This window comes from Acinetobacter sp. GRABPA_MV_2, from assembly GCF_056725885.1.
On sequence record NZ_JBWZNA010000005.1, the window covers coordinates 214,049 to 237,381 of the forward strand.

The 23,333-nt window shown below is 39.6% G+C and carries 23 protein-coding genes; 13 read left to right on the forward strand and 10 right to left on the reverse strand.

Annotated elements, in window-relative coordinates; genetic code table 11:
* Positions 1-4: 4 nt before the first annotated feature.
* The gene (gene murG, locus ACXM0J_RS07100) at positions 5-1,102 is read right to left on the reverse strand and encodes an undecaprenyldiphospho-muramoylpentapeptide beta-N-acetylglucosaminyltransferase (protein WP_032036138.1); all 1,098 of its coding nucleotides are present in this window, start codon (positions 1,100-1,102) and stop codon (positions 5-7) included.
* 237 nt (positions 1,103-1,339) lie between these two features.
* Positions 1,340-2,284: a glutathione synthase gene (gshB, locus tag ACXM0J_RS07105; RefSeq protein ID WP_086266273.1), complete on the reverse strand. Its 945-nt coding sequence runs from the start codon at positions 2,282-2,284 to the stop codon at positions 1,340-1,342.
* A gap of 160 nt (positions 2,285-2,444) precedes the next feature.
* Here gshB and ACXM0J_RS07110 point away from each other — a divergent pair, with 160 nt between their 5' ends.
* Positions 2,445-2,657: a DUF1737 domain-containing protein gene (locus tag ACXM0J_RS07110; protein ID WP_002122004.1), complete on the forward strand. Its 213-nt coding sequence runs from the start codon at positions 2,445-2,447 to the stop codon at positions 2,655-2,657.
* 229 nt (positions 2,658-2,886) lie between these two features.
* Positions 2,887-5,073 (forward strand): TonB-dependent receptor, encoded by a 2,187-nt coding sequence (locus tag ACXM0J_RS07115; protein WP_213034476.1) that lies wholly within the window; start codon positions 2,887-2,889, stop codon positions 5,071-5,073.
* A 49-nt stretch (positions 5,074-5,122) separates the two neighbouring features.
* Here the strand turns inward: ACXM0J_RS07115 and pyrE are convergent, their stop codons facing one another.
* Entirely contained in the window at positions 5,123-5,773 is a 651-nt protein-coding gene (pyrE, locus tag ACXM0J_RS07120) for an orotate phosphoribosyltransferase (RefSeq protein ID WP_002121863.1), read from the reverse strand.
* Between the two features lie 38 nt (positions 5,774-5,811).
* On the opposite strand from pyrE, the gene ACXM0J_RS07125 reads away from it, so the two are divergent.
* Positions 5,812-6,636 carry an exodeoxyribonuclease III gene (locus ACXM0J_RS07125; protein WP_002122009.1) on the forward strand — a complete coding sequence of 275 codons (825 nt, stop codon included), beginning with the start codon at positions 5,812-5,814 and terminating at the stop codon, positions 6,634-6,636.
* A gap of 452 nt (positions 6,637-7,088) precedes the next feature.
* On the forward strand, positions 7,089-7,439 hold the full coding sequence (locus ACXM0J_RS07130; protein WP_068564562.1) for an arsenate reductase: 351 nt from the start codon (positions 7,089-7,091) through the stop codon (positions 7,437-7,439).
* A gap of 40 nt (positions 7,440-7,479) precedes the next feature.
* Here ACXM0J_RS07130 and ACXM0J_RS07135 read toward each other — a convergent pair whose 3' ends face one another.
* Complete coding sequence (locus ACXM0J_RS07135) at positions 7,480-7,917, reverse strand: DUF2147 domain-containing protein (protein ID WP_005066784.1); 438 nt, start codon at positions 7,915-7,917, stop codon at positions 7,480-7,482.
* 152 nt (positions 7,918-8,069) lie between these two features.
* Here ACXM0J_RS07135 and ACXM0J_RS07140 point away from each other — a divergent pair, with 152 nt between their 5' ends.
* Together ACXM0J_RS07140 and ACXM0J_RS07145 are read left to right on the forward strand one after the other, a co-directional pair.
* The gene (locus tag ACXM0J_RS07140) at positions 8,070-8,981 is read left to right on the forward strand and encodes an alpha/beta hydrolase (RefSeq protein ID WP_086266274.1); all 912 of its coding nucleotides are present in this window, start codon (positions 8,070-8,072) and stop codon (positions 8,979-8,981) included.
* Positions 8,982-9,153: 172 nt separating this feature from the next.
* Positions 9,154-10,347, forward strand: coding sequence for a GGDEF domain-containing protein (locus tag ACXM0J_RS07145; protein ID WP_199964052.1), 1,194 nt, complete (start codon positions 9,154-9,156; stop codon positions 10,345-10,347).
* On the opposite strand, the gene dsbD is transcribed toward ACXM0J_RS07145, so the two are convergent.
* The 4 genes from dsbD to ACXM0J_RS07165 all read right to left on the reverse strand — a co-directional run bounded on the left by dsbD (position 10,342) and on the right by ACXM0J_RS07165 (position 14,017).
* Positions 10,342-12,168: a protein-disulfide reductase DsbD gene (gene dsbD, locus ACXM0J_RS07150; RefSeq protein ID WP_086266275.1), complete on the reverse strand. Its 1,827-nt coding sequence runs from the start codon at positions 12,166-12,168 to the stop codon at positions 10,342-10,344. The two genes, ACXM0J_RS07145 and dsbD, sit on opposite strands and share 6 nt — an antisense overlap.
* Before the next feature lie 18 nt (positions 12,169-12,186).
* Positions 12,187-12,954 (reverse strand): transporter, encoded by a 768-nt coding sequence (locus tag ACXM0J_RS07155; RefSeq protein WP_086266276.1) that lies wholly within the window; start codon positions 12,952-12,954, stop codon positions 12,187-12,189.
* Between the two features lie 12 nt (positions 12,955-12,966).
* Positions 12,967-13,512: an ankyrin repeat domain-containing protein gene (locus ACXM0J_RS07160; RefSeq protein WP_005066773.1), complete on the reverse strand. Its 546-nt coding sequence runs from the start codon at positions 13,510-13,512 to the stop codon at positions 12,967-12,969.
* Positions 13,513-13,666: 154 nt separating this feature from the next.
* On the reverse strand, positions 13,667-14,017 hold the full coding sequence (locus ACXM0J_RS07165) for an HPF/RaiA family ribosome-associated protein (protein WP_001019316.1): 351 nt from the start codon (positions 14,015-14,017) through the stop codon (positions 13,667-13,669).
* 252 nt (positions 14,018-14,269) lie between these two features.
* Between ACXM0J_RS07165 and puuE the strand changes: the two genes are divergently transcribed.
* The 5 genes from puuE (at position 14,270) to ACXM0J_RS07190 (ending at position 18,397) form a co-directional block, all read left to right on the forward strand.
* A complete protein-coding gene (gene puuE, locus ACXM0J_RS07170) occupies positions 14,270-15,235 on the forward strand; it encodes an allantoinase PuuE (RefSeq protein WP_199964051.1) in 966 nt (321 codons plus the stop codon).
* Positions 15,236-15,334: 99 nt separating this feature from the next.
* Entirely contained in the window at positions 15,335-15,838 is a 504-nt protein-coding gene (uraD, locus tag ACXM0J_RS07175) for a 2-oxo-4-hydroxy-4-carboxy-5-ureidoimidazoline decarboxylase (protein WP_002121920.1), read from the forward strand.
* Positions 15,835-16,158: a hydroxyisourate hydrolase gene (gene uraH / locus ACXM0J_RS07180; RefSeq protein WP_005066767.1), complete on the forward strand. Its 324-nt coding sequence runs from the start codon at positions 15,835-15,837 to the stop codon at positions 16,156-16,158. Before uraD ends, uraH begins: the two co-directional genes overlap by 4 nt.
* Before the next feature lie 24 nt (positions 16,159-16,182).
* Positions 16,183-17,550 (forward strand): nucleobase:cation symporter-2 family protein, encoded by a 1,368-nt coding sequence (locus ACXM0J_RS07185; protein WP_086266278.1) that lies wholly within the window; start codon positions 16,183-16,185, stop codon positions 17,548-17,550.
* Between the two features lie 121 nt (positions 17,551-17,671).
* Complete coding sequence (locus ACXM0J_RS07190; protein ID WP_086266279.1) at positions 17,672-18,397, forward strand: outer membrane protein OmpK; 726 nt, start codon at positions 17,672-17,674, stop codon at positions 18,395-18,397.
* Positions 18,398-18,450: 53 nt separating this feature from the next.
* Here ACXM0J_RS07190 and hpxO read toward each other — a convergent pair whose 3' ends face one another.
* Positions 18,451-19,608 (reverse strand): FAD-dependent urate hydroxylase HpxO, encoded by a 1,158-nt coding sequence (gene hpxO / locus ACXM0J_RS07195; protein ID WP_086266280.1) that lies wholly within the window; start codon positions 19,606-19,608, stop codon positions 18,451-18,453.
* A gap of 200 nt (positions 19,609-19,808) precedes the next feature.
* Between hpxO and alc the strand changes: the two genes are divergently transcribed.
* Complete coding sequence (gene alc, locus ACXM0J_RS07200; RefSeq protein ID WP_086266281.1) at positions 19,809-20,819, forward strand: allantoicase; 1,011 nt, start codon at positions 19,809-19,811, stop codon at positions 20,817-20,819.
* Positions 20,816-21,319 carry an ureidoglycolate lyase gene (locus ACXM0J_RS07205; RefSeq protein ID WP_199964082.1) on the forward strand — a complete coding sequence of 168 codons (504 nt, stop codon included), beginning with the start codon at positions 20,816-20,818 and terminating at the stop codon, positions 21,317-21,319. The genes alc and ACXM0J_RS07205 overlap by 4 nt, the downstream gene beginning before the upstream one ends.
* Positions 21,320-21,448: 129 nt before the next feature.
* On the opposite strand, the gene parE is transcribed toward ACXM0J_RS07205, so the two are convergent.
* Positions 21,449-23,332: a DNA topoisomerase IV subunit B gene (gene parE / locus ACXM0J_RS07210; RefSeq protein WP_086266283.1), complete on the reverse strand. Its 1,884-nt coding sequence runs from the start codon at positions 23,330-23,332 to the stop codon at positions 21,449-21,451.
* Position 23,333 lies beyond the last annotated feature (1 nt).

Below are 23,333 nucleotides of genomic sequence, written 5' to 3' on the forward strand. Positions count from 1 at the left end.
CCGATTACATTTTTTGGATAAGATCAACCACATGCTGAGTCGCATTTGGTTGGGCATGTTGACGCGCTTTCACTGCCATTTCAGTAAGTAATTGGCGGTTCATCAGCGAAGTGAACAATTCATTTAAAACATCTGGCGTCATGGTCGATTGCTGGCAAATTTTCGCAGCACCGACATCCGCCAGAAATTTGGCATTTGCAGTTTGATGGTCATCAACTGCTATAGGGAGTGGTACAAAAACTGCGGCCACACCTGCTGTTGCAACTTCTGTTACGGTGAGTGCTCCAGCTCGGCAAATAATTAAATCCGCCTCACTATAAGCTTTTGCCATATCTTCAATAAACGGCAAAACGTGTACAGTTAAATTAGCTGGTGCATCTGCATAAAGTGCTTGAGTTGCCTCAACTTGTTGCTGACCACACTGGTGAAAAATATTGAGTGGAACTTGTAATTGTTTTAATGCTGGAGGTAAGCGTTCATTGAGTGCTTTGGCACCTAAAGAACCACCAACAATTAGAATATTTAGAGGCTGTCCTGCTTGCGCACGCTCATCATAACGCCACTTTGGGCTTAAAATATCTGTGATTTCATGACGTACAGGATTTCCTGTTGTAACGACTTTTCCACCAGCAGGAAAGGTATTTGGAAATGCTTCACATACGACTTTAGCAACACGAGATAACTGCGCATTGGTAAAACCTGCAACTGCATTTTGCTCGTGAATAAGTACAGGAATACCTAACAAACGTGCGGCCAAACCACCCGGCCCCGCAACATAACCACCAAAGCCTGCAACTGCATCAACTTTAAGCTGTTTCATATAACGCATTGCGCTTAAAGTGGCTTTTAAAATTTTAAAAGGTGCAGCAATTTTACGGACTAATCCGTTGCCACGAACACCTTGAATATCAATTTGATATATTGGAATATTTTGATCTTTTAATAATCGGTTTTCCATACCTGTTGGCGTGGCTAACCATGAAACCTGACAACCTTGTTGTTGAAGTTTTTTGGCTACGGCGAGGGCTGGAAAAACATGTCCACCTGTACCGGCAGCCATCATCATGACATGTTTAGGTTTGCTTTGCTGTGAATCGGTCACGGTCTAATTCTTCAACTCAAAAAACAATGGAAATTGTCATCTATTTTTGTAGCCGTTTATTTTAATCCTAAAGCTTCATTAACGAAAAGCTAATTTCACTCGTTTATAACAGAAAGATGTGCTTTTTTGAAAATATGCTTACAAAGCTGTGGTGTATTTAGTATTGTTATTTTATTAATTCATATATTTTCAGGTGATTTCCAATAAATACCGCTGAAAATCACCTGAAATAAATAATTAAGCTGTGCGACCAGCTTCTAATACATCAAATAAATCATCGGCAATTGATGTACCAAATTGAGCATCAATTTCACGAATACAGGTTGGGCTAGTGACATTAATTTCAGTGACATAATTACCAATCACATCTAAGCCTACAAAAATCAAACCTTTTTCGCGTAGGAAAGGGCCAATTTTAGCAGCAATCAGCTTATCGTTTTCAGTAAGCGGACGCGCTTGGCCTAAACCGCCTGCCGCCAAGTTACCGCGTACTTCACCATTTTGTGGAATACGAGCTAGACAGTAAGGAACAGGTTCACCATTCACCATTAAAATACGCTTATCCCCTTCTACAATTTCAGGAATATAACGCTGAGCCATAATGGGACGAGTACCTAGCTCTGTAAGCATTTCTAGGGTAGAACCAATATTTACACCGTCTTGGTACAAACGGAAAATGCCCATCCCCCCCATACCATCAAGTGGCTTAACGATTACATCGCCATGTTCTTTAATAAATTCACGAATTAAACTTTGCTGTGATGTTACAAGTGTAGGCACTTGCAGTTCTGGAAACTGCGTTGCAAAGAGTTTTTCATTGCAATCACGCAGTGATTGAGGCTTGTTAATAATCCATGAACCTTCGCGCTCAGCTTGCTCAAGCACGTAAGTCGTGTAGACAAAGTTCATGTCAAACGGCGGATCTTTACGCATGAGTACTACATCGTAAGCCCCGATAGATTCTTTTTTCTTTTCGCCCAGCTCATAGTAATGGTTGTAATCTTCGAAAACCTTTAGCGGTGAAATGAGGCCGTAAGCTTTACCTTGATCGATATATAAATCTTGTTGTAATGCATAACCTAATTCATGTCCACGACGGCTCGCCGCCCACAACATTGCCATGGTTGAATCCTTTTTAAGGTTTACGGTTTCAATCGGATCCATGACGACAAGTACACGCATGCTCAAGCTCTTCTTAAAATTTAAATTAGCATGAGTATAACTGAGATTTTTCACTGGTTTTTCTTAATTTCAGTAAAACCTTATCGGTTATTTCTTTATCTTGAATTAAGGTAAATTCAGTTAAACTAAGGTTATAAAATACTATTTTTAAAGGCTAAAGATGAAACTTTATCGCTATTTAACTGGTCCTGATGACTCTGCTTTTTGTGCACGAGTGACTAAAGCTCTGAATCATGGTTGGGAGTTATATGAAGCACCCACTATGACCTTTAACGGCACGCATGTCATTGTGGGACAAGCAATTTGCAAAACAATTGATGAAAATTATGATCCAGAAATGGATATTTTAGATGTTCTCAAAAATAACGCGTAATTCCAGAAGGGTGCTTTTAATCAACGAAAAGTCCCCTTTAAAGCCCAATTAACAAGAAAAACTAATGAGTCAACTCATCCAATTCGTTTAATTTGCTAATTAACTTACTAAAAATCAGTTATTAAAAAATAAATATGTCATTTTTTAAGGTAATAGTTCTTTTATTCTAAACAATTAAATGATTATAATTATCATTTGTACTTTTATTTTGTTAATTGATTTTATTTTTATGTTAAGAATTTCTATACCATCTCCCCAAATGAAGCGTCTTTTCCCGCTGAGCTTACTCAGTTTAATGATCTTGAATATTCAAGGTGCCTATGCAGAAGATGTGACTGACTCATCAAAAGTGGCAGCTACCATGCCCACTATAAAAATTGAGGCAATGAGTGAGCTCGACCCAATTAAAAGTTATATCGACTACGACAAAGCCAATGTCACACGTAATGGTTTAGACAAAAAAGATATTCCTCAAACCATTGATACAATTGATGTTCAGAAATATAAAATTTATGGATCAAATGATTTAAGCGTTATGCTGCAAGGCACCCCTGGCGTATCAACCAGTTATGATATGCGCGGTGATGGGATCACGATACGTGGTTTTGGTGCTGATACAGGTGATATTTATCGTGATGGCATACGTGAAAGCGGACAAGTACGTCGTAGTACAGCAAATATCGAACGTATTGAAATTTTAAAAGGCCCCGCCTCTGTTTTATATGGCCGTAGTGCTGGCGGTGGAGTTGTGAATATGGTGAGTAAATTCGCCAATTTTGACTCCAAAAGTTCAGTTGGTGCGTACGCAGGTTCTTACGACAACTACGGAACAACCGCTGACATCAACCAAGTACTTAATGACAATTTAGCAGTACGTTTAACTGGAGAATATGGTGAATCAGGGAGCTTCCGCTCCGGTATTGAAAATAAAATTGAAATGTTTTCACCAAGTTTTACTTATAAAAATGATGATGGAACTCTCACTTGGACCACACAATATACCTATGACAAATTAGGTCGTGTACCTGATCGCGGACCATCACGTGACATTCTGCCTGCAGAAACTTCAATTAAAATGGGATTTGCCCAAGACGGCGATTATGTTGATGATATTTTGCAAGTGGTCCGCACCGATGTGAATTATCAATATGCGCCTGATTGGAACTTTCACTGGGCAGCAAGTTACCGACAAGCAGAACAGAACTTTGACCACTTTTATTTTGGAACTTATTGTGGTTTAGATGGTAAAAACTCAAAGAATGAGTCTTGTACTAAAAAAGGTTACGTCGACCAAATTTACTACTGGCAACAAACCAGCAATAAGACCACCACCAATACCTTTGATATTAAGGGTAAGTTCAAAACTGGTCAGCTTGAACATCAAATCATGATGGGTACAGACTGGACTTATGAACAACGAGAGCCACGTCTAGCCAATAAAACTCAAAATGGGTCAGCCATTTATGGTTACGTTAATCCAATCACTGGCGAACGTGAGTACAGTCGTGGGAATGGCCCATTAAAGATTAATCAGCATAACTATAATGAAGGCACAACTTACGGCGTATTTATTCAAGATTTAATTGGTCTAAATGACCAACTTAAACTCATGCTGGGTGTGCGCTACGATTACTTTGACTTTTCAACCACCAACAAGCTGACTAAAGAACACCGTAATGTAAAAGATGGCAGCTTTAGCCCAAATGTTGGTTTGGTATGGCAACCGCTTCCTGAACATAGCTTTTATACCTCTTACTCTAAGAGCTTTGCACCATTTGGTGGACAAATGGGTGTTAACCAAGTTACTGGAAGCACCGATGTCACAAAAATGGATAAAGAGCCTCAATATAACGAACAATATGAAGTTGGGGTAAAAAGCGAATGGTTAGATAATCGTTTAAATACTCAATTTTCGATCTTTGATATTCGTAAAAATAATATCCGCTATAAACCAAATCCTAATGAGCAGCCAGATGTATGGGCAACTGCGGGTCAGCATCAATCACGTGGTCTGGAATTTAGTTTTATTGGTCGTGTACTTGATAATGTCTTTGTCCGTGGTGGTTATGGTTACACAGATGCAAAAGTGAAAGAAGATAAACAAAAACCTGAACAAGAAGGCAACTATTTAGCCAACACATCTAAGAACACAGGTAATTTATTTGTTCGTTATTTACCAACTGAACAGTGGTATACCGAAGTGGGCGTGACCTATGTCGGGTCTTATTATCCAAATATTAATAATCAAGTAAAAATGGAAGGCTTTAACCGTGTCGATGCAGCGATTGGCTATAGTGCAGCCCCATGGAATGTCACACTTGCAGTGAACAATTTAACTAATAAAGAATACTGGCGCTCAGACAGCATGCCAGGCACACCACGTAATGTGTTATTGCGTTTAAATTATCAGTTCTAAGTAAAATATTAAAAAGGCATACCCTCTTTAGAAGTATGCCTTTTTCTTTTTAGATACCATATTTCTCGCGATACGCTTGCATATTTGCTAGGGCTTCTGTTTCACCTTTCGCTTCTAAATAATCCATTAAATCTTTCATGGTAATCAGTGCATGTACAGGAATTTCTAATTCTTTTTGAACTTCTTGAATTGCAGAAAGTTCACCTTGACCACGTTCTTGACGATCTAATGCCACCAAAACACCCGCAATAGTTGCACCAGCATTTTTCAAAATCGTTACCACTTCACGAATTGCTGTACCTGCGGTAATTACGTCATCAATAATCCAGACTTTTTTACCTTCAACCGCAGCACCAACTAAAACACCACCCTCACCATGATCTTTCGCTTCTTTACGGTTAAAGCCCCATGGCACACTTTTATTATGGACTTGCGATAAAGCCACAGCAGTCGCTGCTACAAATGGAATACCTTTGTAAGCTGGTCCAAAAATCACATCAACATTTTCACATTGTGTTAATTTATCAGCATAGCCTTGTGCTAAAAGAGATAAAGCTTCACCATCGTTGAGTAGGCCTGCATTAAAAAAATAAGGACTCACGCGTCCAGATTTTAAAGTAAACTCACCAAATTTAAGCACACCGCGTGATAATGCGAGTTCGATAAATGCTTGCGGGTGAAATGACACAGGCGTTGTCATGAGGTGCTCCAAATTCACAATTGAGGTTAAATTTTCGCATGATACCAAAGGATCAGTATCCAAGTGATGTAAAAATTCTTCGAGTCGTTTCCATTAACGTAAATGGCTTACGTTCTTCGGTGACGAAAGGCTTACTTGAATGGTTAGAACAATCAGATGCCGATGTCGTATGCATGCAGGAAAGCCGCATTACCCATGAACAATGGACTGAAAAATTCAGACCCGAAGGATGGCATACCCATCTCTTTCCAGCAGAGCGTGCAGGTTACGCGGGGACTGCGATATATAGCCGCCTACCCTTCGTCTCTGTTAAAGATGGATTAGGGTTTGAGCTAGCTGACAGTCAAGGCCGCTTTATTTCTGCGGAATTCGATTTGGGTTTGTCACATCCGGTACATATTGCGTCATTATACTTACCTTCGGGCTCAAGTGGTGAAGAAGCGCAAGCACGTAAAGATTTATTTTTAGGTGAATACGCAAAAATCTTGAAACAATGGCGTGATGAAAACAAGTCAGTGATCATTTGTGGTGACTACAACATTGTTCATAAACGAATTGATATCAAAAACTGGTCAGGTAACCAAAAATCATCTGGTTGTTTACCACATGAACGTGCGTGGCTTGACCATATCTATGATGAACTTGGTTATGTCGATACCTTCCGTGTAGTTCGTACAGAAGCGGAACTTTATTCATGGTGGTCAAATCGCGGTCAAGCGCGTGCAAAAAATGTAGGATGGCGTATTGATTACCATGCATGCTCGCCAGACTGGAAAGCACGTACAATTAATGCTTGGGTTTATAAAGATCAATGGTTTAGCGACCATGCACCCGTTATTATCGACTATAAAATTCAAGAATAAGTGAACACTCGTTCACTTACATTGTCGTTTTCGCTTACAGCATATGTCGTTTTTGAGTATTTTTCTTACACAGCTTTAACGGCATTATAGCCCCACGGCACAGGGAAGCAGTCAGGATGACGCAAAAGGATAGGACGCCGTAGGAAGATAAAATAAACTTATGATAAGTTTATTTGCAAGGATGTGACATTGGACGTTGAAATGAGACCCGCATGATCAGGATGATTAAATGCGGGTTTTCTCTTTTCTGTCTCTTATTTTGCGCTAAGTTCTTTTAGTTTTAACTTCTTCTTATTAAGCTCATTATTACCTTGTCTTATGACAATAACATGACATTTCTCTTTCGATTAATCATTAATTTTCATTTGTTTTAAAAGTATCGGTATAAAGTAGTGCTTAAAAGCATTTTGGGTTAGGCTGTGTGCTCTCTCTTTTTGACATGGTCCGATAAAATGTTAAAAATTTATGGAATTAAAAACTGTAACTCAATGAAAAAAGCATTTGATGCCTTGCAGGCTAAAGGGCTTAACTATGATTTTCATGATTATAAAAAACAAGGCATTGATGCAGATACTCTAAAAATCTGGTTAAAAGAAATTGGACAAGATACCGTTCTCAACAAAAAAGGAACGACATGGCGCAAGCTTTCAGAAGAAGAACAAAATCGTGCTCTAAGCAGTGAAGAAAACCTCATTGAAGCACTCATTGCTCAACCAAGTTTGATTAAAAGACCTGTTTTAAAAACTCCACAAGGCTTTATTGTAGGTTTCGATGAAACCGCCTATCAAAATATTCAAGCATAAAAAAACGAGCCAAATGGCTCGTTTTTTTTTATTAAAACTTTTAGTTCGCGCGAATCCATGTTTGGTTACGACCAAGTGCAGAAACGCCAATATAACCACGTAATTTAAGCTTTTTGCCGCCATCGGTTAACTCACCTTTCAGTTTGTAAGTTTTACCTGATTTTGGGTCTAAAATCGTACCGTTTTCATAACTGTTACCACCTACATTTTTTAAATTATGTACAATGGTGACACCTTTAAGCGGTTTGTTTTTGTACGGACCTTCACATTTTGTACAAGCGTTTTCTTCACCTGGTGTCAAAATGCTCTGAATGGTTGCAGTTAAGGTTCCGTCCTTCTGTTCCGTAAATTTCACTACGGCTTTTGGCTTGTTGGTCTGATCATCAATCGTTTTCCATACCGTTCCATTGAGTGAATCAGCCGCATTGGCAAATGCAGCCATACCAATGAGTCCTAAAGCTAAAGCAATCTTTTTCATTTTTGTAATATCCTTGGGTCTTTCAAGATTTTTAGTATTCAGAAGTCGCAAAGATATTGCAATTTTTGAATGTGACTGTTTCGTGTAACCTTGTAATCTTGCAAAATAAAATTTACAAGAAAACAAGAAACTAGCATAAAAATGGATGCTATATGAATATATCAAATGTTTGGAAATATTATTTTACAGAAACTTTTCTTAAAACAACAATTCGCAAGCCAAGCCAGCTAAATTTGCCGGCTACTGCCTTACGCCCTGTGCTGGATCAGATGTGTCGTGCTTTCCCACGACAAAAAAATGTATCCGTGCGCCCGATTCGACTAGCAGGTATTAAAGGTGAAGAAATCAAGCCGCAAGATTCTGCGACTCAACTAATTTTTCACATTCACGGCGGTGCTTTTTTCCTTGGTAGTGTCAAAACACATCATGCTTTTATGACGGATTTAGCTGCCCGTACTCAAATGCAGATTATCCATGTGGATTATCCTCTTGCACCAGAGCATCCATACCCTGAGGCAACCGAAGCTCTATACGACATCTATCAGTCTTTAGTGGTCCAAGGCATTCAACCGAAAGATATTATTTTATCGGGTGACTCATGCGGGGCAAATTTAGCGCTAGCACTTTGCTTGCGTTTAAAAGAACAACCCGAACTCATGCCGAGTGGCCTGATTTTATTGTCTCCATTTTTGGATTTAACACTCACGAGTGAGTCTCTTCGGTTTAACAAAAAACATGATGCTTTATTATCTATTGAAGCCCTACAAACAGGCACTCAATACTATATAGGCAATCATATTGCAGCTGATGACCCACGTGTTTCGCCTATTTTCGATGACTTGCATGGTCTACCGCCCACTTTGGTTCAAGTGGGGTCTAAAGAAATCTTATTAGACGATGCCAAGCGTTTTAGAGAAAAAGCTGAAGATGCTGGTGTTAACGTTCAATTCAAACTTTATACGGGCATGTGGCATAACTTCCAAATGTTTAATGCATGGTTTGATGAAGCTAAACAAGCATTGGCAGATATTGCTGAATTTGCCCATCAGCTTGATAAAACTTAATTTACTGATGAATGATGTGAATAGTCCCAAAACTTTTCACATCATTTTCTTTATAAAAGACATCATGTATAAATTGAAAATCATGTTATGTTTAAAATATAAATTATTTAAACAATCCAATTTTAGGATGGTCCAATAAAGAGGCATCTATATTTAGGAGCCCTTACTTACTATGAAAAATCGTTTAATCACTCATCCAATACATAGAACAAAACAGGTGATAATCGATTTCATCCACAATAATCACATTATCAACTGGACTCCCTTACAAAAAAGTGCACTGATGCTCACACTTGCCTGTGCAATGAATTTCAGTTGGATTTTATGGAAAGGCTATATTTTAATTACGCCAAGCGTTTGGCAATGGGCAAATCTGCCTTTAGTCGAATCACAAATCTTGCTCAATTTATTTACTTTATTTTTATTAGGCGCTTTGATAATCCCCTGTTATCGCTACAAAAATGACGAATGGGCTCAAAAATTTATTCCTTTGATTAGTGTACAATTCTTTGCACTCATGCTATGCCACGATGGATATTTAATTGGCAGTATCAGTCCAGCCACTATGGTCGGTTATGTAGGTACCATCGGTGTGGGTTTGGTGTTATTCGAGCGGAAAATTGTTTATAGCGCCCTTATACCTGCGACGATTATTTTAACAATATGTACGTATCTAAGCATGAAAGGTGTTTTGCCTTATGCGCCATTATTTAATCTTATTGCTATGCAACGAGCCCAAACTAATCCGTTTTGGTTAGGAAGTATGGCTTTTTTTATTATGCCTATTTTATTGGCCTGTTTTATTTTATTTGAAATATTACTCACCCAATGGCGTCAGCGAGAAACTTATATTCAACGTCTAAGCCAAATCGACCCTTTAACCAATGTTTTAAATAGACGTAGTTTAAACACACATTTAGAGTCGCTACACCAACAACAATTTGATTATGCAGTGGTACTTCTTGATATCGATCATTTTAAAAAAATTAATGATATATACGGACATCACCAAGGTGATCAGGTCTTAATTGAAATTGCGCAGTGCCTTTCTGATAATTTGCGCAGTGAGGACATTATTGGTCGATTTGGTGGAGAAGAATTTATTTTATTACTCCCCCACACCGATATTATTCAAGCTGAAAAAATTGCTGAGCGTTGTCGCTGTGCTTTACAAGAATTACCTGTTTGTAGCGCCCAAAATAATCCTATTCATATTAGTGCAAGTTTTGGAATAAGCAGTTCAGCTTTTGCAGAGGACCCTTATCTTGTTATTCGACAGGCTGACCAAGCTCTCTATGCGGTAAAAGCTTCAGGCCGTAATCAGGTACGCACATTTCATCAGACCGAAACTATCAATACCTTATGATTCTTTGAGCTTTGCCAAACTCGCGAGTTGTTGCAAAAGTTCTTGCTGACTAAAAGCACCCGTTAATCGTAAAGCACGAATCTCTTTTTGCTCTGGGCTTAAGAATAAATAGGTCGGTGGTCCTAAAATATTCCATTGTTTGAGTAGTGCTTCATGCGACTGGTCATAATGGCTCAAATCAAGCTTAATTAAATAATATGGCGCAAGAGCAGATTGAACCTCGGGTGCTTTTAAAATACGGTGTTCAATCGGTTGGCAGGCAACACACCAGTCTGCATAGACATCAACCACAATAGCTCGATCAGCAGGTGCTGCCGCTAAAATTTTCTCAAAGTCTGCTGCACTAGTCGCAATATGCCACTCGGCCATATGATTAGAACTTTGCAAGGTTCGATTTTGAATATGTTGATATTGGTTATAGGCTACAAAAGGTGTAACGATTAATAATAAAATCGCGTAGAGCCATTGTAGTTGCCCTTTTTTCCAGAAAAACTGATAAACAGCATAGGCTATAAAAGCGAGGCCTAATACTAAACTAAGTACTTGCATGCCCCAATCTGGTAATAAAGGGCGAATAAAATAAAGACTTAAACCCAACATCAGAAAAGCAAAAATTACTTTAATCTGATGCATCCAGTCGCCCGCTTTAGGCAAGAATTTTGCCCCTAAAATACTTGCCAGTAACAATGGAATTCCCATTCCAAAACCTAGGCAGAATAAAAGCAAAGCACCTTGCCATTGATTTTGTGTTTGAGAAATAAATAACAAAGTTCCGGCGAGTGGTGCAGTCATACAAGGTCCCACCAAGAGCGCAGAAACGATACCCATAACCCCAGCACCGACCAAAGTGCCGCCTTGTTGCATTGACTGAATACGGTCAAGTCGATTTAACCATGTTTGCGGTAAACGAAGCTCAAACAAACCAAATAAATTCAGAGCAAAAACAATAAACAGCAAACTAAAAGCAATTAAAGTTGCTGGCTGTTGTAACCAGCGTTGGAAATTTAAGCCTGCCGAGGAAGCAATTAAACCCAAGCCTGCATAAACTAATGCCATGCTACACACAAAAGTAAGCGCAATGGTCCACGCTTTTAAACCTTTATGTTCTCGAATAATCAGCGAAGTTAAAATAGGCAGCATCGGTAAAGAGCATGGTGTAAAGGCGAGCAACATGCCTAAACCTAAAAATAATAAAACTCCATACCAAAGCGAGTGTTCAATTAACTTGGCTGACCAGATCTGATCTTGGGCAATTTGTGGTGTAGTTGTAGCAGCTGTTGTCTCTGTACTCTGCTCTTTTTCTAAAGATTCTGAACCCAAGGAAGTTTCGGATTGTGTATTCGCTAAATCTAGTAATCTTTTTGGCGCTGTTCCTGCTTGGTTTTGCACACCCACCAAGCCATCTGCGTCAGTTTGAAATTCAATGGTTTGTGGCGGATAACAAATACGGTCTTTGGCACAGCCCTGCCAAGTCACACTATAGTGCTCTGAAGGCTTAGTCTTAATTTGGAAATTAACTTGATGGTAGTAAACCTGACTTTGCCCATAATTTTCATCATATTGAGCAATCGCTTTAGGTAACTTTAAAGTTAAAGGTTGAGTACCTTGTTGTACGGAAAATTTATGCTGATAAAGATAGTAATTTGGCTGAATCTGCCAAGACAAACTCGCAGTATGCGGCTCAGAAGATTCAACCGAAAATGAAAAAGCTTGTTCGGGTGAGAGTAGCTTATCTTGCGCAGAAACCAACTGGCTAAACACACAAACAGCAACTGCTAGAAAATAAAAAATTCCCTGATGAATAAGCTTTTTCATTAACATAAATTTAAATTGCTTCGATTAGAACAAGAATGCCACGCCTAAGCCACCGTTGTAGCTCTTATCTTGACCCTCTAAATCAACCCCAATACTTGCATCGAGCTGAGTACGATCATTTACAGCGTAGACTAAACCTGTCCCTAAACCATATTCGTAGTCTTGGCTTTCAGCTTTACGGTAAATGAACTCAGAATAACCTGACAACTTACCTGCGATTTTATAATCAATCGTCGGGATTGCAGTTACTGCCCAGTTACTATTTTGTACTTCGTAGCGCATGGTAATTGATGTGCCGACTAAGTCATTATATTTATAAGCGACTGCTGAACTTAGGCTATAAATATCGTCATGTGCAGTAAATTCATCATTTCCAGTGGCAATGATCGCTTCAGCTAACACAGCCATTGATAAGTTTTCATCTTTTAGATCAATTGCTTTTTTCAAACCAATGCTGACATCACCAAAGCCTGAAGTGTCATGTTTTTTACCAGCCCGTTTGGTTTGAGTCCATGCTGGACCTTGCCAACCTAATTGTAATTCCAAGCCCTCGGCTAAACCGGTACGGAATAACATATCCTCATTTACAGTTACGGTCTTTTCTTTAACACCATCAACCGTTGACTCTGTATAAGTTGCACTTGGTAAGCCTTGTTCCCAAGCCAATTTACCAACTGGAGTAATCCCTGTTCCAAAGCCTGCACCTGGGCGGTCAAAAGAAAACTCCGCAGCGAAAGTACTTCCAGCAGCAACAGTGGTCAGAGCAAAAGTTAAAATTTGAAATGTTCTCATTCTATTATCCAATCAAGTAGTTAGTTCTTTTGACATTTTTGCCCCATGTTGGCGCAATAACTCTAATGTTTCACGCTCTTCTTGAAGCGCTTCTGACCAATCTATTTCATCAAAGTCACAATCAAAGAACAACTGACTGATTGAAGATAAAATAGTGAGTCCTTCTTCATCACGTGTATTTGGATCAACTTTTTCATTTAATAAACGTTGAACGGCTGGCGCACATGCCGAGCTTGCTGCATCCCATAAAGGACCATAAAACTCTTCTGCATCCCAAAGGTGTACATTCGCTTTGGCTTGAATCAACGCTTCGAGTATATCGAGGTAAACCTGTAATGATTGTTGTTTTTCTTCTTTTGATAGTGGTGTACCAGCTTCATAAGCTTCTGATACATCTTCCCACCATTTAAAAATTCCATCACAAATGATTGATACAGGTGGTCCTTGTTCCGGATCAATAAAGTTCGGATCAAGTCCTTCAGCAAGTAATTTTTGCACTTGCGCGAGTTCTAATTCTTCTATGGCTTTAATTAAAGCTTGCTGCTGGGTGGTTAACATGACCATCTCTCAAAAATATATTAGGGCTATTATGCCTAATCTCTTCTGAAGATTTTAGAGGTTGATTGCATCGCATTGCAAACCTAATGTTGTGAATAGTTTTATTTTCATTAAATATAAAAAAAAGCCCCGAAGGGCTTTTTAGGATTTTAAATTAAACTTCATCATCAATGAATTCTGGTTGACCACCTCTCGGGTGTTCCTTTTTCTCAAAAGTATGTTCAAGGCTACGTTTTAATTTTTCAATCGCTCCATGAATTGAAGCATCAATATTTCCTGCTTTATGGTGTACTGCAACTGGTTTCAAACCTGAAGGACGTGCTTCAATCATACAGTGGATATCTTTGTCACCACCTTTGTCCCCATTTTCATCACTAAAATGAACCGAGAAATGCGTAATACGTTCGCTATGACGTTGGAATTCTTGAGTAAGTTCTGCACGTACATAAGTAATTAAACGTTCACTGTTATGGATGTTTTTATCTGTGCGGATTTCAATATTCATAAATACCATCCTCTCTTTCTTACTGTGGATCTTTTCTATGCAAAACTTTTTTATGTTGGCATGTTTTAAGCATGCATGAACTGACTTCAATTGTACATTTTGATGGTGTAATGGTTTGTTATCTCCTGACTTAAACGTACTGCTTTTAATTTATTTTGAAGATCTCCATATCTTCAATATCAGTCCATCTATAAAAATATGCAAGCTGATTTTTTAAATTTTTATGAAAAATTGAACAAAAGGAGAGCAATTGTGTCCGAATCTTATCTATCTGGAGCAGAACTTATTGAGCAGATTCAAAAGTCTCCTTATTCACGTGATTTAATCGGTTATCACGGGCAACCGCCACAGGTTAAATGGCCTAACAATGCCAAGGTTGCTGTGCAATTTGTGCTTAATTATGAAGAAGGTGGCGAAAAACATATTGAGCACGGCGATGAGGGCTCAGAACAGTTTTTATCAGAGATTATTGGTGCCGCAAGTTACCCAGCTAAACATATGTCGATGGACTCTATGTACGAATATGGTTCACGTGCTGGATTTTGGCGCATTCATAATGAATTCCAAAAGCGCAAACTTCCAATGACCATTTTCGGAGTTGCAATGGCGCTTGCCCGCAATCCTTATATTGTAGAAGCAATTAAGCAAGCTGACTATGATGTTGTTTCACATGGCTACCGCTGGCTTCACTATCAAGATACTGATATTGAAGTCGAAAAGAAGCATATGGAACAAGCTTTAACTGTTTTAGAAAACTTGTTTGAAAATAAAACTATAGGTTGGTACACCGGACGTGACAGCCCTAATACACGTCAGTTACTCGCAGAGTTTCCACAAATACAATATGACTCTGATTATTATGGCGATGACCTACCTTTTTGGACAACGCTTACCGATACTACAGGTGCATCACGCTCTCATCTGATTATTCCTTATACTTTGGAATGTAACGACATGAAGTTCTGCTCACCAGGCGGATTTAATAGTTCAGAACAGTTTTTTCAATATTTGAAAGATAGTTTCGATGTGCTATATGCAGAGGGAGAAACTGCACCAAAAATGATGTCGATTGGAATGCATTGCCGCATTTTGGGGCGTCCGGGCCGTTTTAAAGCATTACAAAAATTTCTCGACTATATTCAAATGCATGATCGAGTATGGGTATGTCGTCGACAGGAGATTGCCGAACATTGGTATAAAAATCACATAACTAAATAATTGATTTTTAATTTTCAAAATTCATAAGTGAATTAAAACTCGCTATTGGCACTGTTATTGCTAAAACTCCATATCAAGACAACGAGTTTAGGAATAACAGTGTTTTTAGCCGAGTTTAATCAAGCCCCACCAGAACAACTCAAGACTTTGTTAAAAAACTGTGTCCACATTCAAGCATGGGCCGAAAAAATCATCTCAAAACGCCCCTATTCAACAAAAGCATCTCTTTTGGAATATGCAGAACAATTAAGTCAAATGTGGTCATGGCAAGAGATTCAAGCAGCTTTAGCAACTCATCCAAAAATTGGTGAACGCGAAGCTAAAAAACAACTCAATGCAAAAGAGCAAGATTTTTCATCTAAAGAACAAGCTGGCATTTCTTTAGATGAACAAACACAACAAGCTCTGCTGCAAGGTAATCTTGATTATGAGCAAAAGTTTGGCTTTATTTTTTTAATTAAAGCGGCAGGCCTCAGTAGTGATGAAATTTTAAAAAAGCTACATGAAAGACTAAAAAACGACTTAGCTATCGAAAAAACAATTGTACATGAGCAACTCGCAGCGATTGCTCTATTACGTCTATCTCAGGAAATACAAGCATGATCAGCACTCATATTTTAGATACGAATTTAGGTAAACCAGCTGCAGACGTAGAAGTAAAGTTGTTTCATGCAGCAACCCATGAACTGATAGCGACCGCAACCACCAACCAAGATGGTCGAGTGAGTGATTTTGGCATAACAGACTTTGCAGAAGGTGCTTATCAACTTGAATTTGAAATTGCACCTTATTTTTCATCGCAGCAAGTCAAAACTTTTTTCCCGCGTGTTTGTATCCAATTTTTCATAGAAGACATCAATCAGCATTATCACATTCCTTTATTGATCAGCCCATTTGCTTACTCCACTTATCGCGGTAGCTAACTCAGATATAAATAGGAGAAAAATATGAATCATCAGCAAAAAAATGTGATTTCTCCAGAGCATGAATATTTAGGAATTTCCAAAAGTTTTGCTTACGGCTTACAGCATGTGCTGACCATGTATGGTGGCATTGTAGCCCCGCCCTTGATTATTGGAACGGCAGCTGACTTAAGCTCAGCACAAATCGGAATGTTAATTGCGGCTGCGCTATTTGTAGGTGGATTGGCAACACTGATTCAAACAATCGGTACCAAATATCTAGGCGCAAAATTACCTCTGGTACAGGGTGTATCTTTCGCGGGTGTTGCAACGATGGTCGCCATTATCACTACAGGCGGTGGTTTACCTGCTGTCTACGGCGCGGTCATTGCTGCATCTCTAATTGGACTGTGTCTTGCACCTTATTTTTCTAAAATTATTCGTTTTTTCCCACCTGTTGTGACAGGATGCGTCATCACGATTATTGGTCTATCTTTGTTACCCGTTGCGATTCGCTGGATGATGGGTGGGAACAATAAAGCGCCTGACTGGGGTAGCGTAGAAAATATCTCTTTGGCACTGCTGACCTTAGGCATTGTGATTGTTCTAAATATGCTGCCGCAAGCAGGCATCCGTCGCATATCAATTTTGTTGGCTATTGTTACCGGTACTATCCTCGCCTACTTTATGGGTTTTGGTGATTTTAGTCAGGTGAGCTCAGGCGCATGGCTCCAATTTCCACACTTATTTGCTTTTGGTTTACCGACTTTCGAGCTCAGCGCTATCTTGTCGATGTTGATCGTCACTTTGGTGATTATGACTGAAACCACAGCCGATATTATTGCTGTTGGAGACATTGTAGGAACTGAGGTAGATGCTAAACGTATCGCCAATGGAGTTCGTGCGGATATGTTTTCCAGTGCTTTTGCCCCTCTCTTTGGTTCATTCATGCAAAGCGCTTTTGCCCAAAATGTTGGACTGGTTGCGATCACAGGCATCAAGAGTCGATTTGTAGTCGCAGCAGGCGGTGTCATTCTGATTATTTTGGGTCTACTACCTATTATGGGTCGTTTAATTGCAGCGATTCCAATGCCCGTACTTGGTGGTGCAGGTTTGGTCTTGTTTGGGTCGGTTGCAGCGAGTGGAATTCGTACTTTGGCAAAGATAGATTATAACGATCAGAAAAATTTGATTATTGTGGCAACTGCTTTATCAGCAGGGATGATCCCAATTATTAACCATGAGTTTTACGCTCATTTCCCGGTTTGGGTACAGACTTTGTTCCATTCAGGCATTAGTTCAACTTGTATCTTTGCTATCTTATTGAATTTATTATTTAATCATTTACCTTCATTTCGCAGCTCACGTACTGCGCATTTAAGCCAAACAATAAACACAAGAAATATTCATTAAAGATTTAGTTTTTAGCGCCCCACTTCGGTGGGCTTTTTTTTAACCGTTGATCAAATTTGGCTTCATTTTTGCTTAAGACCCTGTATCCTTAGCGTGCTTTATTTGGGGGGAGATCATTTAAATGCAATTAAAGCAACTTGCGGCGACTTGTGCCTTGTTATCTGTAACTGCCATGGTTCAGGCGAAACCAATCTGGCAAGATTTTAGTGTGACTGGACTTTATGGCGAAAACTATGAAGTTGTAGATGACAAAGAAACCACCATTACTTTGGAATATGCAGCAAAAGTTAAATACGCTGATGTGTTTTTCTTTATGGACCGCATGCGTGGTGAAAATGACCACAAGAGTACTTACTTCGAGTTATCACCACGCCTAAGTTTAGGCGAAGTATCTGGTAAGAAACTGTCGTATGGCCCAATCAAAGATGTACTTATTAGTACTACTTGGGAAGGTAACAGTGAAGACGGCAATAACTTCGATAACTTCCTTTATGGTTTTGCAGTTGATTTAGATATCCCATATTTCCAATATGCAAATTTAAACTTCTACCGTGCAAATAATGAGAACATTGACGACGATTATCAAATGACATTCGTTTATGGTATTCCATTAAAATTAGGATCTGAAGATTTCTTGGTAGATGGTTTCCTTGACTGGTCAACTGCTGAAGGCGACCATGCGAGCGAGTTAAACTGGACAACTCAGTGGAAATGGAATGTGGGTAAACACATTTCTCCCGATACACGCCTATACCTAGGTATCGAGCACTCAGTGTGGAATAACAAATTTGGTATTAAAGGTGCCGACGAAAATAACGTGAGTGCCTTGGTTAAATACCACTTCTAAAATCCAAATTTAGAAGATAAAACAGCAAGGAAAGTTCCTTGCTGTTTTTGTTTTTAATCAAGTGGATTACCCACAATATTACTAATAATCCCCTGCATAATATGCCCACCTTGTTCACGACGTAATTCTTCATACCATGCTTGTGTAACCGCTTCATCTTTCATATGTGTCACATCACAACGTTTGCGTGCGCGAAGCACCAATTCATTGGCACGTTCATTGCGCTTGTTTTGATAGCGACGTAAAGCGTCCTCTAGCCCCAAAGTATTAATTTGCAGAGAACGCGCTAAATAAATCGCATCCTCCATCGCTTGGCAACCGCCTTGCCCAATATCAGGTGTCGTGCTATGTGCAGCATCACCCAAAATCACCACGCGACCTTTATAAAATTGAGTGAACGGTTCAATATCATGGATTTCTACCCGATTGGTCTTTTGCGGGTCTAAGCGTTCAATAAGCTGCTGTACGGGTTGACACCAATCAACAAAATATTGTTTTAAAAGTTTTTTATATTCATCTCGATTATTATCTAGCCCTGCTGGTAAAGGAACATCTAAAAAGAAATAGAACTTTCCATCTGCAACTGGCATTAAAGAAGCTCGCTTGCCTTCGCCCACATAAGTCGTCCATTGCTGGGCCGGAGCTAAATCTTCAGAGATCTCAACCAAACCATTCCAGTTTACATAACCTGCGTAACGGCGCTGCACTTGCTGCCCCAACACATAGGCCCGTGTAAGTGAGTGAGTCCCATCAGCCCCAATTAATAGATCAGCCTGCGTTGAGCTACCATCTGCAAAATGAACCTCGACATAATCAGCTTTGTCTTCAAGGCTGACCATTTTTTTGCCTAAATAAATCTGATCACGACCAAATTCATCCATTAACATATTTTGTAAATCAGCACGTGCAACTGGATAAGGTCGTTGGCCCACTTCTTCAATTAATGGCAGTAAACTGAATTGTGTCATCACATCTCCAGTTAAACCATCCACATAGGCCAAATCATCCATTTGTCCACCAAGTTTGGCGATTTTGTCAGTTAATCCCAGATAGTTCAGACATTTCACACCATTCGACCACAGTGAAATTGCCGCGCCGACGGGAAGAATCTTTTCAGTTTGTTCAAAAATGCGAACTTGGTGACCAAATTTCTTTAATGCAATGCCTGTGGTTAGACCTCCCATTCCTGCACCAATAATCACCACATTCATAACACTCTCCTATAGATATTCACCTATAGGGTGCTTATGCTAAAAACATGCCATCGTTCAAAATTTATTTAGCTTTTCCACAAAACTGGCATGCACCATGCTTATATATTTAAGTATAAAACTCGTCTCAGCACGTTCCGTGTTAGCGCAGTTTTAAATGAAAAATCATGTTTTTTAACAAGAAATACGGATACTCCACTATGGCAACATTGCACGCTCCAGCTTTTGAACTTCCTGAGATTTTGAATACGAAAACCAATTTGGCAGATGCCCGAATTGGTGCACAAGTCATTGAGTGTTCAGATGATTTCTTTGCAGAAGCAAAGCGTATGCTGCAATTTGATGCACCTATTTTTGTTGAAGATAAATTTGATGACAACGGCAAATGGATGGACGGATGGGAAACGCGCCGTAAACGTCACGCAGGCTATGATTGGTGTATCGTGAAGTTAGGTGTAAGTGGAAAAATCACTGCACTTGATATTGATACCAGCTTTTTTACAGGAAATTATCCTGCATCTGCATCATTAGAAGCATGTTATGCACCAAATGGGGACCTGTCAGGGGCAAAATGGGAGGATGTTTTAGGAAATACTGAACTAGGCCCAAGCCAGCATCATATTTTTATGGTCAATAATGATGCACTTTTCACTCATATACGCCTTAATATTTTCCCAGATGGCGGTATTGCCCGTTTACGTGTCTATGGTGATGTTCATATTCAGGTAACTGATAGCGAACAAACTCTCGATTTATTGGCTCTCGAAAATGGTGGCCGCGTAGTTGCCTATAGTGATGCTCATTTTGGACACCCGCGTAATTTGATTAACCCAGGCCGTGGCGTCAACATGGGCGATGGGTGGGAAACCAAACGCCGCCGTGCACCGGGTTATGACTGGTGTATTCTTGCGTTGGGTAAAAGCGGAAAAATTGAAAAACTTGAAATTGATACAGCTCATTTTAAAGGGAACTTTCCTGCTCAAGTATCTATTCAGGCGGTTTACCTCGAAAATGCAACCGATGCACAGTTAATTCCTCAAAGTATGTTTTGGTCTTACTTACTAGAAGCCCAACCTATGCAAATGGATCATATTCATGAATATGTGAATGAGATTTTACAACATGAAAAAATCTCGCATATTCGTATTAACATGATTCCAGATGGTGGTATTAGCCGTGTTCGTTTATGGGGAAAAATTGCCAAGTCATGATGATGAATACTGTTCAAATTCAGCCCTTAACCATTGAAAACTTCCAGCCCTTCGGAGAAGTCATCTGTTGTGACGGGCATGACTTTTTTCATATTAATGATGCCCACACCGAGCGCTACCATGCGCTCGTTGAAACTGAAATTGAAGGGGAAGCAAAGGCAGGAATTAGTATTTTCCGTAATATTAAAGCCAGTGTGTTGCCTCTAGAAATTTCAATGCTAGAACGCCATCCCAAAGGCTCTCAGGCATTTATTCCACTACAGCAACAAAAGTTTTTAATTATCGTGGCACCCGCTTTGGACGAAAACACCCCTGATATTTCAAAACTATGTGCTTTCGTCTCGAATGGAAAGCAAAGTATTAATTATCGGGCAGGCACATGGCATCATCCTTTGCTTACCTTTGAGGCACCAAGTGATTTTGCAGTAGTAGATCGAATTGGAGGTGGAGCGAATTGTGATATTTTTCAATTTCCACAGGCTATAAAAATTACGACCTAAATTAAAATATACAGATCTATCTAATTTAATGATCTAAACCTTAATAGCAGGAATCGTTATGGTGATTTCTAACAATCTTAGGTTTATATAAAAAATCCCCGTCAATTGAACGGGGATTTTTTCATTTTTCTAAACAGTGATATCAGCTAAGTTACCCTTCTGCTCAAGCCACTGCTTACGATCTGCCGAACGCTTTTTCGCAAGCAACTTGTCGAGTAAACCTGCCGTTAAGTGAACATCATCTAAATCAAGCTGAACTAAACGACGCGTGTTCGGGTCCATAGTCGTTTCACGTAATTGAATCGCGTTCATCTCACCCAATCCCTTAAATCGGGTAATTTGCGGATTTCGATTACCTTTAACATTTTTCAAAATAGCTTCAAGCTCATCATCATCAAGCGCGTAATAGACATCTTTACCAATGTCGATACGGAATAATGGTGGCATTGCTACATACAAATGCCCTTCTTCAACCAATGCTGGAAAGTGTTTAACGAATAAGGCGCATAATAAGGTCGCAATATGTAAACCGTCAGAATCGGCATCGGCTAAAATACAAATTTTGCCGTAACGTAGTTCAGATAAATCATCACTGCCTGGGTCTACCCCGATGGCAATCGCAATGTCGTGAACCTCTTGAGAAGCGAGTACTTCATCTGAAGAAACTTCCCACGTATTTAAGATTTTTCCACGAATTGGCATGATCGCCTGAAAGTTTTTATCGCGCGCTTGCTTTGCACTACCACCTGCTGAGTCACCCTCGACAATAAATAACTCACTGTCCTCACGTGTTTGGCCAACACAGTCTGCCAACTTACCCGGCAATGCAGGGCCGGAAACAATTTTTTTACGCTCGACTTTCTTTGCTGCTTTTAAACGACGACCTGCTTTAGAAATCGCCATTTCAGCCAGTTGCATCGCGATTTCAGCATGTTGGTTTAGCCAGAGTGAAAAAGCATCTTTAGCAATATTTAAAACAATATTTGATGCTTCACGACTCGAAAGACGCTCTTTGGTTTGACCTGAAAACTGCGGCTCTTGGAACTTGAGCGACAAGATATAGTTCACGCCATCCCAAACATCTTCTGCCGAAAGTTTGAGGTTTCGTGGCAGCAAATTACGCAGCTCACAGAACTCACGTAATGCCTCAGTTACACCTGAGCGTAAACCGTTCACATGAGTACCACCTTGTGCAGTTGGAATTAAGTTGACGTAACTTTCTTGAACCTGTTCACCGCCTTCTACATTCCAACAAATCGCAAATTCACAAGCCGCACGGTCTGCCTGACCACTGCTCACAAATGCAGGGTTTGGCAAGATTTCGCGGTCTTGTAATTCATCCATCAAATAATCGACGAGGCCATTTTCAAATTGCCACTCGATTTTTTCATCATTAATTTGATCAATATAAATAATTTTTAAGCCAGCCGCTAAAACAGCTTTGGCTTTTAAATTGTGTTTGAGTGCTTTTAACGCAAATTTTGGACTATCAAAATATTTAGCTTCTGGCCAAAAATGTACAGTTGTACCTGTCGCACGTTTTGGTGCTTTACCCTCAAGAACAGCTAAAGGTGCTACTGGTTCACCCTGCTCAAAGGCCATTTGGTATAGGTTACCCTGACGTTGAACTTCGACCTCAACCCGTGTTGATAAAGCGTTTACAACGGAAATGCCCACACCATGTAAACCACCCGAAAACTGGTAGTTATCGGTACTGAATTTACCACCAGCATGGAGCTTGGTTAGAATAATTTCGATACCACTTTGTCCATATTCAGGATGTATATCGACTGGCATACCACGGCCGTTATCTTCAACCGACAACGAACCATCTTTATAAACCGTGACACATATTTTGTCGGCATGACCAGCTAATGCTTCATCAACAGCATTATCAATAACTTCTTGGGCTAAATGGTTAGGTCGAGTCGTATCGGTATACATCCCTGGACGACGACGAACAGGGTCTAAACCGGAAAGAACTTCAAGCGATTGAGCCGTATATTGTGTCACG

Coding starts and splice junctions, on each gene's coding strand:
- ACXM0J_RS07160 (WP_005066773.1), bottom strand. CDS start 13,512: ATGTTAACCACCCAGCAGCAAGCTTTAATTAAAGCCATAGAAGAATTA.
- ACXM0J_RS07115 (WP_213034476.1), top strand. CDS start 2,887: ATGTTAAGAATTTCTATACCATCTCCCCAAATGAAGCGTCTTTTCCCG.
- ACXM0J_RS07140 (WP_086266274.1), top strand. CDS start 8,070: ATGAATATATCAAATGTTTGGAAATATTATTTTACAGAAACTTTTCTT.
- dsbD (WP_086266275.1), bottom strand. CDS start 12,168: ATGTTAATGAAAAAGCTTATTCATCAGGGAATTTTTTATTTTCTAGCA.
- pyrE (WP_002121863.1), bottom strand. CDS start 5,773: ATGACAACGCCTGTGTCATTTCACCCGCAAGCATTTATCGAACTCGCA.
- uraH (WP_005066767.1), top strand. CDS start 15,835: ATGATCAGCACTCATATTTTAGATACGAATTTAGGTAAACCAGCTGCA.
- alc (WP_086266281.1), top strand. CDS start 19,809: ATGGCAACATTGCACGCTCCAGCTTTTGAACTTCCTGAGATTTTGAAT.
- ACXM0J_RS07155 (WP_086266276.1), bottom strand. CDS start 12,954: ATGAGAACATTTCAAATTTTAACTTTTGCTCTGACCACTGTTGCTGCT.
- ACXM0J_RS07145 (WP_199964052.1), top strand. CDS start 9,154: ATGAAAAATCGTTTAATCACTCATCCAATACATAGAACAAAACAGGTG.
- ACXM0J_RS07190 (WP_086266279.1), top strand. CDS start 17,672: ATGCAATTAAAGCAACTTGCGGCGACTTGTGCCTTGTTATCTGTAACT.
- ACXM0J_RS07110 (WP_002122004.1), top strand. CDS start 2,445: ATGAAACTTTATCGCTATTTAACTGGTCCTGATGACTCTGCTTTTTGT.
- hpxO (WP_086266280.1), bottom strand. CDS start 19,608: ATGAATGTGGTGATTATTGGTGCAGGAATGGGAGGTCTAACCACAGGC.
- ACXM0J_RS07205 (WP_199964082.1), top strand. CDS start 20,816: ATGATGATGAATACTGTTCAAATTCAGCCCTTAACCATTGAAAACTTC.
- gshB (WP_086266273.1), bottom strand. CDS start 2,284: ATGCGTGTACTTGTCGTCATGGATCCGATTGAAACCGTAAACCTTAAA.
- ACXM0J_RS07165 (WP_001019316.1), bottom strand. CDS start 14,017: ATGAATATTGAAATCCGCACAGATAAAAACATCCATAACAGTGAACGT.
- ACXM0J_RS07125 (WP_002122009.1), top strand. CDS start 5,812: ATGATACCAAAGGATCAGTATCCAAGTGATGTAAAAATTCTTCGAGTC.
- ACXM0J_RS07130 (WP_068564562.1), top strand. CDS start 7,089: ATGTTAAAAATTTATGGAATTAAAAACTGTAACTCAATGAAAAAAGCA.
- ACXM0J_RS07185 (WP_086266278.1), top strand. CDS start 16,183: ATGAATCATCAGCAAAAAAATGTGATTTCTCCAGAGCATGAATATTTA.
- ACXM0J_RS07135 (WP_005066784.1), bottom strand. CDS start 7,917: ATGAAAAAGATTGCTTTAGCTTTAGGACTCATTGGTATGGCTGCATTT.